The organism is Paracoccus sp. J56, assembly GCF_019633685.1.
GTDB lineage: Bacteria > Pseudomonadota > Alphaproteobacteria > Rhodobacterales > Rhodobacteraceae > Paracoccus > Paracoccus kondratievae.
On record NZ_JAFL01000004.1, the window covers coordinates 62,244 to 77,634 of the forward strand.

General features: G+C 61.8%; 17 protein-coding genes. 10 read left to right on the top strand and 7 right to left on the bottom strand.

What is annotated here, in order from left to right; genetic code table 11:
* Positions 1-37 precede the first annotated feature (37 nt).
* The 3 genes from rpoZ to M511_RS04165 are packed head-to-tail and all read left to right on the top strand — an operon-like array spanning position 38 to position 3,237.
* A complete protein-coding gene (gene rpoZ, locus M511_RS04155) occupies positions 38-394 on the top strand; it encodes a DNA-directed RNA polymerase subunit omega (protein ID WP_010393890.1) in 357 nt (118 codons plus the stop codon).
* 22 nt (positions 395-416) lie between these two features.
* Positions 417-2,534: a RelA/SpoT family protein gene (locus M511_RS04160; RefSeq protein WP_085501437.1), complete on the top strand. Its 2,118-nt coding sequence runs from the start codon at positions 417-419 to the stop codon at positions 2,532-2,534.
* 25 nt (positions 2,535-2,559) lie between these two features.
* Complete coding sequence (locus tag M511_RS04165) at positions 2,560-3,237, top strand: DUF2062 domain-containing protein (protein WP_010393894.1); 678 nt, start codon at positions 2,560-2,562, stop codon at positions 3,235-3,237.
* Here M511_RS04165 and M511_RS04170 read toward each other — a convergent pair.
* The 3 genes from M511_RS04170 to M511_RS04180 all read right to left on the bottom strand — a co-directional run bounded on the left by M511_RS04170 (position 3,234) and on the right by M511_RS04180 (position 6,673).
* On the bottom strand, positions 3,234-4,544 hold the full coding sequence (locus M511_RS04170; RefSeq protein WP_085501438.1) for an NAD(P)/FAD-dependent oxidoreductase: 1,311 nt from the start codon (positions 4,542-4,544) through the stop codon (positions 3,234-3,236). The two genes, M511_RS04165 and M511_RS04170, sit on opposite strands and share 4 nt — an antisense overlap.
* A gap of 63 nt (positions 4,545-4,607) precedes the next feature.
* Positions 4,608-5,966 carry a glutamine synthetase family protein gene (locus M511_RS04175; protein ID WP_010393899.1) on the bottom strand — a complete coding sequence of 453 codons (1,359 nt, stop codon included), beginning with the start codon at positions 5,964-5,966 and terminating at the stop codon, positions 4,608-4,610.
* Entirely contained in the window at positions 5,963-6,673 is a 711-nt protein-coding gene (locus tag M511_RS04180; protein WP_010393902.1) for a type 1 glutamine amidotransferase, read from the bottom strand. The genes M511_RS04175 and M511_RS04180 overlap by 4 nt, the downstream gene beginning before the upstream one ends.
* Positions 6,674-6,860: 187 nt before the next feature.
* Between M511_RS04180 and M511_RS04185 the strand changes: the two genes are divergently transcribed.
* The 3 genes from M511_RS04185 (at position 6,861) to M511_RS04195 (ending at position 9,246) form a co-directional block, all read left to right on the top strand.
* Positions 6,861-7,988 (top strand): aminotransferase class V-fold PLP-dependent enzyme, encoded by a 1,128-nt coding sequence (locus M511_RS04185; RefSeq protein ID WP_010393905.1) that lies wholly within the window; start codon positions 6,861-6,863, stop codon positions 7,986-7,988.
* Between the two features lie 98 nt (positions 7,989-8,086).
* Entirely contained in the window at positions 8,087-8,515 is a 429-nt protein-coding gene (locus M511_RS04190; RefSeq protein WP_010393906.1) for an ElaB/YgaM/YqjD family protein, read from the top strand.
* A gap of 8 nt (positions 8,516-8,523) precedes the next feature.
* Positions 8,524-9,246, top strand: coding sequence for a phage holin family protein (locus M511_RS04195; RefSeq protein ID WP_085501439.1), 723 nt, complete (start codon positions 8,524-8,526; stop codon positions 9,244-9,246).
* Between the two features lie 84 nt (positions 9,247-9,330).
* Here the strand turns inward: M511_RS04195 and grxD are convergent, their stop codons facing one another.
* The 3 genes from grxD to M511_RS04210 all read right to left on the bottom strand — a co-directional run bounded on the left by grxD (position 9,331) and on the right by M511_RS04210 (position 10,808).
* Positions 9,331-9,693, bottom strand: coding sequence for a Grx4 family monothiol glutaredoxin (grxD, locus tag M511_RS04200; protein ID WP_010393910.1), 363 nt, complete (start codon positions 9,691-9,693; stop codon positions 9,331-9,333).
* A gap of 52 nt (positions 9,694-9,745) precedes the next feature.
* Positions 9,746-9,988, bottom strand: coding sequence for a BolA/IbaG family iron-sulfur metabolism protein (locus tag M511_RS04205; protein WP_010393912.1), 243 nt, complete (start codon positions 9,986-9,988; stop codon positions 9,746-9,748).
* A 226-nt stretch (positions 9,989-10,214) separates the two neighbouring features.
* Entirely contained in the window at positions 10,215-10,808 is a 594-nt protein-coding gene (locus M511_RS04210) for a helix-turn-helix transcriptional regulator (protein WP_010393917.1), read from the bottom strand.
* Between the two features lie 126 nt (positions 10,809-10,934).
* Here M511_RS04210 and M511_RS04215 point away from each other — a divergent pair, with 126 nt between their 5' ends.
* Both M511_RS04215 and M511_RS04220 read left to right on the top strand, forming a co-directional pair.
* Complete coding sequence (locus M511_RS04215) at positions 10,935-11,648, top strand: CoA transferase subunit A (protein WP_085501440.1); 714 nt, start codon at positions 10,935-10,937, stop codon at positions 11,646-11,648.
* Complete coding sequence (locus M511_RS04220) at positions 11,648-12,292, top strand: 3-oxoacid CoA-transferase subunit B (protein ID WP_085501441.1); 645 nt, start codon at positions 11,648-11,650, stop codon at positions 12,290-12,292. The genes M511_RS04215 and M511_RS04220 overlap by 1 nt, the downstream gene beginning before the upstream one ends.
* A gap of 62 nt (positions 12,293-12,354) precedes the next feature.
* Here M511_RS04220 and M511_RS04225 read toward each other — a convergent pair whose 3' ends face one another.
* A complete protein-coding gene (locus tag M511_RS04225) occupies positions 12,355-13,158 on the bottom strand; it encodes a helix-turn-helix transcriptional regulator (RefSeq protein ID WP_085501442.1) in 804 nt (267 codons plus the stop codon).
* A gap of 152 nt (positions 13,159-13,310) precedes the next feature.
* Here M511_RS04225 and M511_RS04230 point away from each other — a divergent pair, with 152 nt between their 5' ends.
* Entirely contained in the window at positions 13,311-14,078 is a 768-nt protein-coding gene (locus tag M511_RS04230) for an SDR family NAD(P)-dependent oxidoreductase (protein WP_085501443.1), read from the top strand.
* Positions 14,079-14,105: 27 nt separating this feature from the next.
* Positions 14,106-15,380, top strand: a complete 1,275-nt coding sequence (locus M511_RS04235; protein WP_050804161.1) for a D-arabinono-1,4-lactone oxidase — start codon at positions 14,106-14,108, stop codon at positions 15,378-15,380.
* Positions 15,381-15,391 lie beyond the last annotated feature (11 nt).

A 15,391-nucleotide genomic window follows, 5' to 3' on the forward strand; every position in this document is an offset into this window, starting at 1 on the left:
CGCCCCTGCACCCCGATTCCAGCTGATAAGGTGACCGATGGCCCGCGTTACAGTCGAAGATTGCGTCGACAAGGTTCCGAACCGTTTTGACCTGGTGATGCTGGCAGCCCATCGCGCGCGCGAAATCGCGTCGGGTAGCCCTCTGACCATTGATCGCGACAACGACAAGAACCCCGTCGTCGCCCTGCGCGAGATTGCCGATGAAACCCAGCCCGTGGACGAGCTGCGTGAGCGCATGATCGAAGGTCATCAGACCCAGATCGAGGTCGATGAGCCCGAAGAAGACGCGATGGCGCTGCTGCTGGGTGTTGAAATGGACCGCCCGAAACCCGCCGACGAAGAATCGGAAGAGCGCATGCTGCGCATGATGCTGGAAGCTCAGGGCAGAAACTGACGCAAAGGGTCTTCGGCACATCATGATCGACGTCGAAGACCTCATTGCACTTATCCGCAATTACAACCCGCGAACCAATGCCGAACTGGTCCGTGACGCCTACGAGTATGGGCGCCGCATGCACGAAGGCCAGTTCCGCCATTCAGGCGAACCCTATTTTACCCATCCGGTCGCGGTGGCCGCCATTCTGACCGAGATGCGGCTTGATGATGCCACCATCATCACCGCACTTTTGCATGACACGATCGAGGATACGCGCTCGACCTGGAATGAGGTGGCGCAGATCTTTGGACGCGAAATCGCCGATCTGGTCGATGGCGTCACCAAACTGACCAACCTCGAACTTTCCGGCGCGCATTCCAAACAGGCCGAAAACTTTCGCAAGCTTTTCATGGCGATGTCGCGCGATCTTCGCGTGATCCTTATCAAGCTGGCCGACCGCCTGCACAACATGCGCACCATCAAGCATATGCGCGCAGAAAAGCAGCTGCAAAAGGCGCGCGAAACCATGGATATCTTTGCGCCTCTGGCTGGGCGTATGGGTATGCAATGGATGCGCGAAGAGCTTGAGGACCTTGCCTTCAAGGTCATCAATCCCGAAGCCCGCAACTCGATCATCCGTCGCTTTGTCAGCCTGCAGCGCGAAAGCGGCGATATCATCCCCAAGATTACCGCCGATATCCGCGCCGAGCTTGAGCGCGAGGGGATCGAGGCCGATGTCTACGGCCGTGCCAAAAAGCCCTTCAGCATCTGGCGCAAGATGCAGGAAAAGCAGCTCAGCTTTTCGCGCCTGTCAGATATCTATGGGTTCCGTATCATCACCCGGACCGAAGCGGACTGCTATCGCACCCTTGGCGTGATCCACCACCGCTGGCGTGCCGTGCCGGGGCGGTTCAAGGATTACATCAGCCAGCCCAAGGCAAACGGCTATCGCTCGATCCACACCACCGTATCGGGGCGCGATGGCAAGCGGGTCGAGGTGCAGATCCGCACCCGCCAGATGCATGAAGTCGCCGAGGCCGGCGTCGCCGCCCATTGGGCCTATCGGGACGGCGTGCGCACCGCAAACCCCTTTGCCGTCGATCCGGGCGAGTGGATTGCCAGCCTGACCGAGCGTTTCGGCGAAGAGGATCACGACGAATTCCTCGAGCATGTTAAGCTCGAAATGTATTCCGATCAGGTTTTCTGCTTCTCGCCCAAGGGGGATGTGATCCCGCTGCCAAAGGGCGCAACGCCGCTGGACTTTGCCTATGCGATCCATACGCGGCTTGGCTCGTCCTGCGTCGGCGCCAAGGTGGATGGCATCCGGGTGCCGCTGTGGACCCGGCTCAAGAACGGGCAATCGGTCGAGATCATCGCCGCCTCGGGTCAACGGCCACAGGCAACCTGGCTGGATATTGTCGTCACCGGCCGCGCCAAGGCCGCAATCCGGCGCAGCCTGCGGCAAGAGGACCGGACGCGCTTTATCCGCCTTGGCTCGGAACTGGTGCGGGTGGCGTTTGAGCATGTCGGCCGCAAAGTCAGCGACAAGGCGCTGCGCACCGCAGCCAAGACCATGGCGCTGCCCGATACTGATGAGTTGCTGGCACGCATTGGCAGCGCCGAGATTTCGGCCCATGACGTACTGACCACGCTTTACCCCGAGCTTGCCGAAAAGCGCAGCGAAATCGACGCCAGGCGCGCCGTTGCCGGGCTGGAGGCCGATCAGGAATTCACCCGCGCGCCGTGCTGCAACCCCCTGCCGGGTGAGCGGATCGTCGGCATCACCTATCGCGGCAAGGGGGTGGTGATCCACGCCATCGACTGTCCGGTGCTGGCGGAATTCGAAGAAAGCCCCGAACGCTGGGTAGATCTGCACTGGCGCGAAGGCCAGCACCCGGCCGCCTATTCGACCATGCTGTCCCTGACCATCCGCCATGACGCCGGGGTTCTGGGGCGTATCTGCACGCTGATCGGGATACAGGGGGCGAATATCTCGGATCTGGAATTCGTCGATCGCAAGCCAGATTTCTATCGCCTGCGCATCGAGGTCGAGCTGCGCGACAGGGAGCACCTGCACGCACTGCTGACTGCGCTTGATGCCGAAAGCGACGTGGCACAGGTCTCGCGCATCCGGGACCCCTTGGCCCATGTCACCTGAAAACGTGACCTGAGGCCCGGCCCACATGTTCAAAAGACGCAAGCCGCTGAGCTATGCTCAGATGTGGACCGAAATGTTCTATCCACGCTCTGGCTGGCGGCGGGCGTCGAAATATGTGCTGCACCGGTTGCGGCGTTTGCCGGACCAGCCGCATCGCGTGGCGCGCGGCTGGGCCTGTGGGATCTTCATTTCGTTCACGCCCTTTTTCGGCTTTCACTTCATGGGCGCGGCGGCGTTGGCCTGGCTGATCCGCGGCAATATCCTTGCCGCTTTGTTGGGGACCTTTGTCGGCAACCCGCTGACCACTCCTTTTATCGCGCTAACCTCGGTCGGACTTGGCCGTTGGATGCTTGGGGTTGAGGGCAAGTTCACCCCGCATCTGATCTTTGACGAATTCACCCGCGCAGGCAGCGAGTTGTGGAACAACCTGCTTGCCCCGCTGAGCGCCGAACGCACGGCCCATTGGGATCAATTGCAGCAGTTCAACGAACAGATCTTTCTGCCCTATGCGGTCGGGGGGATTCTGCCCGGGCTCGCCGTTTCGGTCGCGGCGCATTACATGACCGTGCCGCTGATCCGCGCCTATCACCGTCACCGCGCGAAACAGATGGCCGAGCGTATCGCCCGGGCTAAGGCCCGGCGCGAGCTTGAACTGGCCACAAAAGCCGCTGCTGAAAAACAGCCGTCTGGGCCGGAAAGCTAAAATCCCAGCCGGTCGCGCAGGGAATACCAACTCATTCCCGCGACAAGCAGCGGCCAGCGCAGCGCAGCCCCACCGGGGAAGGGGGGCGAGGGCAGGGCAGCCATGGTATCGAAACCTTCGCTCTGTCCCTGAACTGCCTTGGCCATCAGCCTGCCAGCAAGCGTCGCCAGTGCCAGCCCGTGCCCGGAATAGCCGCTGGCCGAAAGACAATTCGGCGCTGGCCGGGCAAAGCAGGGCATACGGTTCATCGTGATCGCCAGCGTGCCGCCCCAGGCATGGGTCAGCTTTACATCAGCAAGGTCGGGATAAATCTCAAGCAACGGCTTGCGCACCTTGGCGGCAATATCCGGGGGGAAACGGTAACTGACATTCTCGCCCCCGCCAAAGATCAGTCGCCCTTCGGTATCTAACCGCCAGTAATTCACCACGAATTTCGTATCATGCACGCCGATGGGGCGGGTCAGGACCCCGGCCTGACGCGCGCCCAAGGGCTCGGTCGCGACGATGAAATTGTTGATCGGCATGACGCGGGCCGCGACATGGTTATCAAGGTTGCCCAGATAGCCATTGGCGGCCAGAATCACATGGTCGCAGATCACGCGGCCCCTGGCGGTCTGAACCACGGTCTTTTCGCCAGCCCGGATCGCATGGCGGATATGGTGGACATGGCTCAGCTCGCGGATTTTTGCCCCTGCGGCATCGGCCAGCCGCGCCATGCCGATGGCAAGGTTAAGCGGGTGCAGATGGCCCGCACCGTGATCAAGCTCGCCCGCGATATAGCGGTCCGAAGGCACTAAAGCACGGAATGCCCCGCGTTCCATCAGCTCGATCCGGTCATAGCCATAGTCGCGAGCAAGCCTCTCGATCATCGCGCGGGCATGATCGAATTCCGCTGGTTTGCGAAAGGCATGGGCGATACCATCGGCGACCGGAACCCCGGCGCGCGAGGCCAGGTCGCGGGTCAGGCGTTTGGCCTCTTCGGCCATATCCCAAAGCCGGCGGGCCGCTTCGCGCCCGGCCATTCTTTCCAGCTCATCAACCTCAAGCCGCTGGCCGGAACCAATCTGGCCACCATTGCGCCCCGAGGCGCCAAAGCCGACGCGATGCGCCTCAAGCACCACGACATCGCGCCCGGCCTCGGCCAAATGCAAGGCCGCCGAAAGGCCGGTATAGCCTGCACCGACCACCACGACATCGGCCCGTTCTTCGCCCAGTTGTGCGGGAAAGGGGGGCAGGGTGTCCCGGGTCTCGGCATAAAGGCTCGGGGGGTATTCCCCGAGACGGTCGTTCGAAAACAAGAGGTTCATGGCCTGCGCCCTTACCGTTCCTTGCCATCCCCGGCCCGGATGATGCGCGGGCCGGGCCCCGGATCACACGTTCAGCAACAGGTGCTCACGCTCCCATGGGCTGATGACCTGCAGGAACTCTTTGTATTCATTGCGTTTAACGGCTTGATAAACGGCTATGAATTCGGCCCCCAGCACCTCGCGCATGGCGGCGCTTTCCTCCATCAGGTCCAGCGCATCGCCAAGGTTATAGGGCAGCTCATCTTCGGACATATAGGCATCGCCCAGGCATTCTGCGCGCGGGTTCTCGGCCTCGATCAGGCCCAGATAGCCGCAGGCAAGGCTGGCCGCGAGGCCAAGATAGGGGTTGCAATCCATGCCTGCCAGCCGGTTTTCGACCCGCCGTGCCTCGGGTTTCGAGATCGGCACCCGCAAGCCGGTGGTACGGTTGTCGCGCCCCCATTCAAGGTTAATTGGCGCAGCAAAATCAGGGACATAGCGGCGATAACTGTTGACATAGGGCGCCAGCAGCGCAATCGCCGCTGGCAGGTGCTTTTGCATGCCAGCGATGAAATGCATAAAGGCCGGCGTCTCGCGTCCCTGTTCGTCCGAAAAGATATTGCACCCGTCACTGGTCGCGATCACCGAATGGTGAATGTGCATGGCGCTGCCCGGTTCACCTTCGATGGGCTTGGCCATGAAGGTCGCGAAACAGTCATGGCGCAGCGCCGCTTCGCGGATCAGGCGCTTGAAGTAAAAGATCTGGTCGGCGAGGACCACCGGATCGCCGTGGTTAAGATTGATCTCGACCTGACCGGCACCGCCTTCCTGCAGGATGCCGTCGATCTCGAACCCCTGCGCCTCGGCAAAATCATAGATATCGTCGATGACCTTGCCGTATTCGTCCACCGCCGACATGGAATAGGCCTGTTTGGCGGCGGCGCGGCGGCCTGTGCGCCCCATGGGCGGCATGATCGGCTGGTTCGGGTCGATGTTGCGCGCGACCAGAAAAAACTCCATCTCGGGCGCAACGATCGGCTTCCAGCCTTTTTGGCGGTAAAGATCGACCACCCGCTTAAGCACGTTGCGCGGCGCGATCGGTACCGGGTTGCCAGACTGGTCCGAGACGTCATGAATGACCTGCAAGGTCACATCCGCCGTCCATGGCGCTGCGGTTGCGGTCGAGAAATCCGGGGTCAGGATCATGTCCGGCTCGGTAAACGCGCCCGAAGGGTTGTCGGCCCAATCGCCGGTAATCGTCTGCAAAAAGATCGAGTTCGGCAGGTAGAAACGCTCTTGATGAGCGAATTTCGAGGCAGGCATTGCCTTGCCCCGCGCCACGCCGGCGATATCGGCGACGATACATTCCACCTCATCAAGCCGCCGCCCGGCAACATAGTCCTGAGCCGCCTGAGGTGTTTCTTCGATCCAATGCGATTTCATGCGGCCCCCTGCCTGACCTGTTCGCGGTAAGCGCGTGGTGCCTTGAAAAATGCCTCGATCCGGTCGGCGATGCTGGCCGATTGCCGGGTGCCGCCCATGCGGGCGCGGGCCTGTTCCAGCAGCGGCTCGGGCACCGTGCCTTTGGCGCGATGCGCAATCAGCCCCTCGACAAAGCTGTCGTCAAACTCGGGATGTGCCTGCACGGTCAACGCGCGGTCGTCATAGACAAGCGCGGCGTTTTCGCAAAACGGGTTGCTGGCCAGCACCTCGGCACCTTCGGGCCGGTGCACCACCTGATCCTGATGCCAGGCGTTCAACGTGACCTTTTGCCCATTAAAGTCATAATCCTGTGCGCCGACTGCCCAGCCTTCGGGGTGCTTTACCACCTTTCCGCCAAGCGCCTGCGCGATAATCTGGTGGCCAAAGCAGATGCCGACCATAGGCACATGTTCGCCGTAGGCCTTGCGGATGAACTCTTCGAGCGGGGGGATAAAGGGATGATCCTCATAGACGCCATGGCGCGAGCCGGTCAAAAGCCAGCCTTGCGCAGCATGAACGCTGTCAGGAAATTCCATGTTTTCCACGTGATAGCTGGTAAATTCAAAGCCCCGTCCAGCCAGGAGCCGCTCGAACATGGTGTCATAGTCGCCCTTGTCGCCGCGAAGCTCCTGAGGCGACTGGCCACATTTGAGAATGCCGATACGCATGATAATTGGCCTGTCGATTGTCCTGACCAAAGCTAGTCGGGCGCGGCGCGGCGGGCAAGGGGGCTCACGGAACCGCGTTGCGGGGCGCAGAGGGCGCAATGGTCGCATCCCCCCTTGGCAGGGCTGGTTGTCGGACCGCCGCCGCGCTAGGCTTTGCCACAAAGGATCAGCAGAAAAGGACGCCGCCATGGCCGGACTTCGCCCCGATGTGGACCCCGATGGGTTGCAGGAATTCTCGGTCGTCTTTACCGACCGCTCGCTTAACCACATGTCGCAGAAGTTTCAGGGCGTGATGCGCGACATCTCTGCCACGCTGCGCGAGGTGTATGGCGCCGAGGCCGTGGCGCTGGTTCCCGGCGGCGGCACCTGCGCGATGGAGGCAGTTGCCCGCCAGTTTGGCCGCGACGCCCATGCGCTGATCGTGCGAAACGGCTTTTTCAGCTATCGGTGGAGCCAGATCTTGGAGGCAGGGGGCTTTGCCCGCCAGACCACGGTGATGATGGCGCGGCCGCAAGGCAATACGCCCCAGCCGCCCTTTGCACCCGCACCCATCGAAGAAGTGGTGGCCCGCATCCGCGAAGCCCGCCCCGATGCCGTCTTTGCGCCCCATGTCGAGACCGCAGCAGGGATGATCCTGCCCGACGATTATATCAAGGCGCTGGCCCAGGCCGCCCATGAGGCCGGCGCGATCATGGTACTGGACTGCATCGCCTCGGGCGCGATCTGGGTCGATATGAAGGCGACCGGGGTCGATGTGCTGATCTCGGCCCCGCAAAAGGGCTGGTCGGCTTCGCCCTCGGCGGGGATGGTGATGCTGTCGCCTCGCGCAATCGAACGGCTGGAGACGACGGTCAGCGACAGCTTTGCGCTGGATCTCAAGAAATGGCGCGCGATCATGCAGGCTTATGAACAGGGCGGCCATGCCTATCATGCTACGCTGCCGACCGACGCCCTGCTGGGTCTGCGCGATGCGATGAACGAGACGCGCGCGTTCGGCTTTGAAGCCGCGCGCGAGGCCCAGTGGCAGCTTGGCGATGCCGTACGGGCTGAGCTTGCACGGCGCGGCCTACGCTCGGTCGCGGGTGAGGGCTTTGCCGCGCCCGGCGTCGTGGTCTGCTATACTGATGATCCCGAGGTTCAAAGCGGCCGCCGCTTTCTTGCCGAGGGCTATCAGATTGCGGCGGGCGTCCCCTTGCAGGTGAACGAAGGCGAGGGGTTCCGCAGCTTTCGTATCGGTTTGTTCGGACTTGATAAACTCAAGGATGTCGAGGGAACGCTGGCCCGGCTGATCCCGGCTTTTGACGCGGTGCTGTGAGACAGTTTGACCAAAAGTCGCAGGCGATCCGGGAACAATTCCCGGGCTGAACGGTTGGTTTTGCGAAACCAGTTGCAGCCCTTTGAAAGGACGATGACATGGCCAAACGTGAACTTACCGCCGAAGAACTGAAAGCTCAGGCCCGCGACGCTGCGGACGAAGTGGGCCGCCATGCCCGCCGTGCCGCGGACGAAGCGAGCGAAGCCTATGAAAGCGCAAAAGAGCATGGCGCGGACCTTTATGAAACTGCCCGCGAAAAGGGCGCAGAGTTTGTCGAGACGGCCAGGCGCCGCGGCGCGGAATATGCCGAGGCCGTACGGGAGCAAGGTCACGAATATGCCGGACGCGCACGGGATGAGGCGCGCCGCCTTTATCGTCAGGGTCAGCGCCGCGCTCAGGACGTCGCCGTTCATGCCGAGGAATATTACGACGAATTCTCGGGCATGGTGCGTCGCAATCCCGCGCAAGCTCTCGGGATCGCCGCCGGTGTCGGCTTCCTGCTGGGGCTGATCGTTGCGCGCCGCTGAGGAAGCCGATGTTTGACTATACCAGGAACCTGCAACTTGCCGTCTCTGACAAGTTGCGCCGCGCCGGTCTGAGCGCCGGGGCAGGGGTCGCGCTGCTGATCGGCGCCGGCTTCCTGCTGGCGGCCTTGTGGACCTGGCTTGCATATCATCTGGGCTGGGGCGCGCTTGGCGCCTCGCTCACCCTCGGGATCGCCTTTGTCCTTATCGGGCTGGTGGCGATGCTGATTGCCCGCAAGGAGCGCCACCCGCTGCCCACCACCGACGATCTGAAGGCCGAGGTTGAACAGCGGCTGAGGATGGCCGCCGATGTAGCCGTTGCCAAGGCGACGGGTGCGGCAGATGCGGCCATGGACCGGGCGACGGACAAGGTCGGCCGCCTGATGGAACAGGCCGGGCAACGCGTCCATTCCTTTACCGACAATCTTTCCTATAAGGCCGACCGGCTGGCCGACAGGGCCGAGGCTCGGGTGTATGGCGCTGCACGCAGGGCAGGTGAGACCGCCGCCGACCGCCTTGGCCTGCCGGCCGAGATGCTGCAACAGGCGGCCGAGCGGACCAAGCAGGCCTCGCAATCGCGCATCGGGGCAATCGTGCCACTGATCGGCGCCTTTGCAGTCGGCATGACGCTGGCTTCGCGCCTGCAGGACTGGCGCCATCGCGACGAGGCAGAGAATGGCGAAGAATGGGAGGAAGAGGGTGACTGGCCCGAAGACCCCCGAGGAACCGCCTGAAATCTTGCCCAAAATATACTGATTTGAAAGGAAAAGACCCCGCGGGTGCGGGGTCTTTTCCTTTTGCGGTCCGGTGACCCACGGTCAGGCGTTCGCCTCGCGGATACGGTTGGCGGCATCCTTGTCATAGACGACGCCGGCCTTGTCAAAGAGCTGATCCAGCTCACCCGACAGGGTCATTTCGGTGACGATGTCGCAGCCGCCGACAAACTCGCCCTTGACGTAAAGCTGGGGAATCGTCGGCCAGTCGGAAAAGTCCTTGATACCCTGACGGATACCTTCGTCAGCAAGGACGTTCACGTCCCGATACTGGACGTTCATATAATTCAACACCCCGGCGACGCGGCTTGAGAAGCCGCATTGCGGCATCTCCTTGGTTCCTTTCATGAACAGGACGACGTCATTTGCGTCGATCGTTTCCTGAATCTGCTGGCGCGCATCGGTCATTCTGCTGGTCCTTCCTGAAGCGTCGCATAGCCGCGACGCCTGCGGTTGCTTCTCAATCAGGGGCTTTCGTGGTCAGGGCAAGCGCATGCAGCGCGCCGTTCGGGCCATCCATATGGCCGCGCAGCGCAGCGTAGACGGCGCGTTGCTGTTGCACGCGGTTCTGGCCGCGGAAGCTTTCGTCGATCACTTCTGCGGCATAGTGATTTCCGTCTCCGGCTAGGTCGGTGATGGTGATCTTGGCGTGCGGAAATGCAGCGCGGATCAGGGCTTCGATATCCTGGGCTTCCATCGCCATGGCTGGTCCTTTCACTGTTCTCCATGATGTAGGGGAAGCCTGCGCGGGCCGCAAGGTCGCCGCGACCCGCATCAGAGAGATGGGGCGCCGTCAAACCGCGGAAGGGCGCGCAGACGTTGCGATGCCTGCCGGCAGCAATTACCTGATAACCAAGATTATGTAAGTTAAATCCATTCCTGAAACTCGAAATTGTGTTACATTCCCCGTGTAAATTACTGAGTTTACTTTATCCTGTGCCGTTGTCCAGCAACCTGCGGACCAGTTCGAAGCTGTTCCTCACGCCCATCTTGCGGATCATGTTTGCCCGATGCACTTCGACCGTGCGCGGCGAACAGTTCAACGACTTGGCGATCTCTTTGCTGGTAAAGCCGTTGACCAGATAACCGGCGATGCGCTTTTCAGTCGCAGTCAGCAGACTTGCCGCGCCAAGGGCCGAGTCCAAAGACGGGTCCAGCGGCCGGTATGTCCAGATCGCCAGCCGGTGCGGATCGTTTTGATCAAGGGTCCGGCCCCGACCCTCCATCCAGACGATCTGCCCCTCCTTGCGGCGCATGAAGCGCTCATCATGATAAAACGGCTGCTCTTGCATCGCGCGCCGCGCCCGCTCGCCCACCAGCTCAAAATCCGTCTCGCCGGGATAGAGGCAGCGCATGGATTGCCCCTCAAGCTCTTGCGGGCGCCAGCCAAAGACCTTTTCGACCATCATGCTGGCCCGGACGATCACCCGCTCGGCCAGCACCAGCGTCGCATCGGGTGCATTCTGAAAGCCCAGACTGTCGTAATCGCGGGCCAGGTGCTGCCAGCGGGGTTTCTGCTGCATGGGCGGATACCTATCGATATACGTATTCCTACGGATAGAGCATTAACCGTCCATGCGACAGGTTCTTCTTGACGGGGAGGAAACCATCCGCGCCCGTCGGGAGGATCAACGGATCGAGGCGCACTCATGACAGGATCAAACAAGATTTACCCCAGCGCGGCGGCGGCGCTGGACGGGTTATTGCAGGACGGAATGTTCATCGCGGCCGGCGGTTTCGGGCTTTGCGGCATCCCTGAACTGCTTATCGAGGCGATCTTGCAGGCCGGGACCAAGGACCTGACGATTGCCAGCAACAACTGCGGCGTGGACGGGTTTGGCCTCGGTAAGCTATTGGATTCGCGGCAGATTCGCAAGATGATCTCATCCTATGTCGGCGAGAATGCCGAGTTCATGCGCCAGTATCTTTCCGGCGAGCTGGAGCTTGAGTTCAACCCGCAGGGCACCTTGGCCGAGCGCATGCGCGCCGGCGGCGCTGGCATTCCCGGTTTCTACACCCGCACTGGCGTCGGCACTGTTGTTGCCGAGGGCAAAGAGCATAAGGAATTTGACGGCGAGACCTATATCCTTGAACACGCAATCGTCGCCGACCTTGCCATCGTCAAGGGCTGGAAAGCGGATGAGTCGGGCAATGTGATCTTTCGCAAGACGGCGCGGAACTTCAACGTGCCGGCGGCGAAATGTGGCCGCATCTGCATCTGCGAGGTCGAGGAAATCGTGCCGACCGGCAGCCTTGACCCCGACCACATCCACCTGCCCGGCATCTATGTGCACCGCCTGATTCAGGGCCAGCACGAAAAACGCATCGAGCAACGCACGACTCGCAAGAAGGAGACCGCGTGATGGCCGGCGAAATCAAGGGCTGGGACCGCAACCAGATGGCTGCCCGCGCGGCAAAAGAGCTGCAGGACGGCTGGTATGTGAACCTTGGGATCGGCATTCCGACACTGGTCGCGAACTTTATTCCCGAAGGCGTACATGTGACGCTGCAATCGGAAAACGGCATGTTGGGGATCGGCCCCTTTCCCTATGAGGGCGAAGAGGACCCCGATCTGATCAACGCCGGCAAGCAGACGGTGACCGAACTGCCGCAAACCGCCTATTTCGACAGCACCGAGAGCTTTGCGATGATCCGTGGCGGCAAGATCGCCATGGCGATCCTTGGCGCGATGGAAGTGGCCGAGAACGGCGATCTGGCGAACTGGATGATCCCCGGCAAGCTGGTCAAGGGGATGGGCGGCGCGATGGACCTCGTCGCCGGGGTCGGCCGCGTGGTCGTCGTGATGGACCACACCAACAAAGCCGGTGAATCCAAGGTGCTGCGCGAATGCACCCTGCCCCTGACCGGCAAAGGGGTCGTGGACCGGATCATCACCAACCTCGGTGTGCTGGACGTGGTGCCGGGCGGGCTGAAGCTGGTCGAACTGGCCGATGGCGTCAGCGAGGCCGATCTTCGCGCAGCGACCGAGGCGACCATCATCGACTGAACAACAGCCGTGGCGGTCCGGATCACCCGGGCCGTCCCCTGCCCCTGCTTACGGACGCAGGCTCAATCGGCAAGGTGGTTGATAAATCGCTGAAACAGCTCGCCCTGACTGGAGATCCCCAGCCGGCGATAGATGTTTGAACGGTGAATCTTGACCGTGCCCTCGGTGATGCCAAGGTTTTCGGCAATCGACAGGCTGCTGTGGCCGCGCAGGATCAGCTTGGCCACTGCATATTGCGCGGGCGTCAGCTGATCTCCGAAAACCTCATGAAAGACCCGCTCGGCGACCGGACGCGCCGGCAGGCCCGCCATGCCACCCGCCCCGCCAGAGATCAGCGCCCAATGCTGGCGCAGACTGGCGGCAAGGATGGGTAGCATGGCGCGCAACCGCTGAAACTCTGCCGCGTCAAAGGGCTGGCCTCCGCGATTGCGCATCAGCGAATAGGTCGCGCCGAAACCGTCGGGCAGCGGGATGACAAAGCCGATTTCCTCGACCAGCGTGCCCGCCTCATCCGAGATGCAGGGATGGACCTCGCGCGACCAGGCGAAATCGGAATCATAGAACTGGTCCGGGGCCAGCTCGCGCATACGCCATAGCCCCTCGGCCCCGGCCGAAACGCTGGCCTGATAGAACGGGTCCAGCAGATAGGCCCCGCGCAGATAGCTGCGCAGCGCGCGCCGGTCCACCGTTTCGGAATAACCGTCATGGATGACCACCGGCGCATGGCCGGTACTAAAGGCAAAGGCGCAGCTCATGTCGAAACCGGCCGCGCAAGAGGCCAGCCGGTCCAGCGCCGTGCCATAATCCGCAACGCCCGCCTTTTCGATCAGGCCGGCAACGGCACCGGAAAATTGCTCTGCGATCACCGGCCTGCCCCGGCGCGTATAACTTTCGCCATATGGAAAATCATCCCCGGCGTCCTAGGCTCTCCCTATCCGGCCAAGGAGGAGGCCGGACCCATAAGCTTTATTGACGCAGAAACAGGCCGGACAGGCAAGTCCCGGCCAAGGAGGATCATGTGACGCGACGATTGACAGGCAAGGTTGCCCTGATCACCGGAGGAGCCGGAGGCTGCGGGCTGGCCGCATCCGAGCTTTTCGCCGCCGAGGGTGCAAAGGTCGGCATCGTCGATCTGCCGCAAAGTCAGGGTGAGGCCGTGGCACAGCAGCTGCGTGATCAGGGGTATGAGGCGATCTTTGCGCCCGCCGATGTCTCGGACGCGGCGCAGGTGCAGCGCGCGGTTGGAACGGTCGAAGCCGCTTTCGGCGCGATTACCGTCCTGATGAATCACGCCGGCATTCTGGCCGCCCTGCCCTTTCTTGAGACCAGCGAAGAAGAATGGGACCGCATCATGGCGGTGAACGTGAAAAGCATGTTCCTCGTCACCAAGGCGGTGCTGCCCGGCATGATCGCAGCGGGCGGAGGCAGCGTGATCTGTACCTCGTCGATCTCGGCAGTGGTCGGCACGCCGATGGAGGTGCTCTATTGCACCAGCAAGGGCGCCTGCCACATGTTTGCCCGTGCCCTTGCGGTCGAGTTCCGCGACAGAAACATCCGCTCGAACGCCGTCTGCCCGGGCTTTATCGCCACCGCCCATGGCCTGCGCGAGATCGACTTGCTGAAACAACACGGCGTCGATGTCTCGGAAGAGGCGATTGCCGCGGCGCAGGGACGGCTGTGCCGTCCTGATGAGGTCGCCAAGGCGGCACTGTTCCTGGCGAGCGACGACTCAAGCTTTGTGAACGGCGCACATATCTTTGCCGACAATGCCTATACCGCAATATGAACCAAAAAACGACAGGGAAACAACAGGATGACACATACCTCATCGCATGGAATGACCGTCAACGATTTCGGGCTCGACCATGCGCATTGGCGCAACTGGGTTGGCAACCAATCCTGCGTCCGTGCCGCCCGCGCAGCCCCGACAAGCGAGGATGAACTTTGCGCCCTGATCGCCGAGGCTGCAGGCAAGGGTATGAATGTGCGTGTCGCGGGTTCGGGCCATAGCTTTACCCCCGTCGCCCTGACCAGCGGTCTGCATCTGACGCTGGCCAATATGAAGGGCGTCAAACATATCGACCATGACAAGCGCCGCGTCACCGCCGCCGCCGGCACCACGATCAACGAGCTGGTCAAGGTGCTGAAGGCCGAGGGCCTGTCGATGATCAACCAGGGTGATATCGACAGTCAGGCGCTGGCGGGGGCGCTGACCACCGGTACGCATGGCACTGGTGCGCGGCTGCCTGTCCTTGCCGATGCAATCGTCGGGATGAAACTTGTGCAACCGGATGGTTCGATCCTGACGGTTGACGAAAGCACGCCCGACCTGCTGCTTGCCTCACGCGTGTCGCTGGGGGTGCTGGGCGCGATTTCGGAAATGACGCTGCAACTTCGCGACAGCTACAACCTGCGCGAAAGGATCTGGCGCGAAGATTTCGAAGCCGCGATGGATATGCATGACGAGCTGGCCGAAAAGCATCGTCATTTCAGCTTTTTCTGGTGCCCCTATGAGGAAAGCCGGCATTGCTATTGCCTGCCCGACACCTCGGCGACCTCAAAGACCGGTCGCACCACCGATGTCTGCGAGATGAAGGTTATGGATATCTCGGATGATCAGCCCTTTGAGGCCGGGTTTGAAAAGGTCGCCTATAGCTCTGACGTGTATCCCATTGAATATATCGCGAACTTTCACGAACTGGAGTATGCGGTGCCGCGTCAGCACGGCAAGGATGCCATGCGGGCGGTGCGCAGGCTGATGCTCGAATCCTTCCCCGAGGCGATCTATCCGGTCGAATACCGCTTTACCGCCGGGGACAAGGCATGGATGAGCCCGTTTTACCAGCAGGACAGCGTGACCGTCTCGGTCTCGGGCGAGCCGGGAAAGGACTACTGGGACTATCTGCGCGCGGTGGACCGCATCCTGCGCGATTACGGCGCCCGGCCGCATTGGGGAAAAATGCATTTCCTGACCGGCGAGGACGTGACCGAAATCTATCCGCGCGCCAATGAGTTTCGCGCACTGCGCCGCAAGCTGGACCCGCAGGGGATCTATCTCAACGACCATCTGAGCCAGCTTTTCCGCTGACAGCACGAACG

Bases quoted from the DNA above. Each gene is read 5' to 3' on its own strand.
- grxD (WP_010393910.1), bottom strand. From the start codon at position 9,693: ATGACCGATGCGCGCCAGCAGATTCAGGAAACGATCGACGCAAATGAC.
- M511_RS04205 (WP_010393912.1), bottom strand. From the start codon at position 9,988: ATGGCGATGGAAGCCCAGGATATCGAAGCCCTGATCCGCGCTGCATTT.
- M511_RS04185 (WP_010393905.1), top strand. From the start codon at position 6,861: ATGGCCGGACTTCGCCCCGATGTGGACCCCGATGGGTTGCAGGAATTC.
- M511_RS04220 (WP_085501441.1), top strand. From the start codon at position 11,648: ATGGCCGGCGAAATCAAGGGCTGGGACCGCAACCAGATGGCTGCCCGC.
- M511_RS04175 (WP_010393899.1), bottom strand. From the start codon at position 5,966: ATGAAATCGCATTGGATCGAAGAAACACCTCAGGCGGCTCAGGACTAT.
- M511_RS04195 (WP_085501439.1), top strand. From the start codon at position 8,524: ATGTTTGACTATACCAGGAACCTGCAACTTGCCGTCTCTGACAAGTTG.
- M511_RS04160 (WP_085501437.1), top strand. From the start codon at position 417: ATGATCGACGTCGAAGACCTCATTGCACTTATCCGCAATTACAACCCG.
- M511_RS04190 (WP_010393906.1), top strand. From the start codon at position 8,087: ATGGCCAAACGTGAACTTACCGCCGAAGAACTGAAAGCTCAGGCCCGC.
- M511_RS04180 (WP_010393902.1), bottom strand. From the start codon at position 6,673: ATGCGTATCGGCATTCTCAAATGTGGCCAGTCGCCTCAGGAGCTTCGC.
- M511_RS04235 (WP_050804161.1), top strand. From the start codon at position 14,106: ATGACACATACCTCATCGCATGGAATGACCGTCAACGATTTCGGGCTC.
- rpoZ (WP_010393890.1), top strand. From the start codon at position 38: ATGGCCCGCGTTACAGTCGAAGATTGCGTCGACAAGGTTCCGAACCGT.
- M511_RS04215 (WP_085501440.1), top strand. From the start codon at position 10,935: ATGACAGGATCAAACAAGATTTACCCCAGCGCGGCGGCGGCGCTGGAC.
- M511_RS04210 (WP_010393917.1), bottom strand. From the start codon at position 10,808: ATGCAGCAGAAACCCCGCTGGCAGCACCTGGCCCGCGATTACGACAGT.
- M511_RS04165 (WP_010393894.1), top strand. From the start codon at position 2,560: ATGTTCAAAAGACGCAAGCCGCTGAGCTATGCTCAGATGTGGACCGAA.
- M511_RS04170 (WP_085501438.1), bottom strand. From the start codon at position 4,544: ATGAACCTCTTGTTTTCGAACGACCGTCTCGGGGAATACCCCCCGAGC.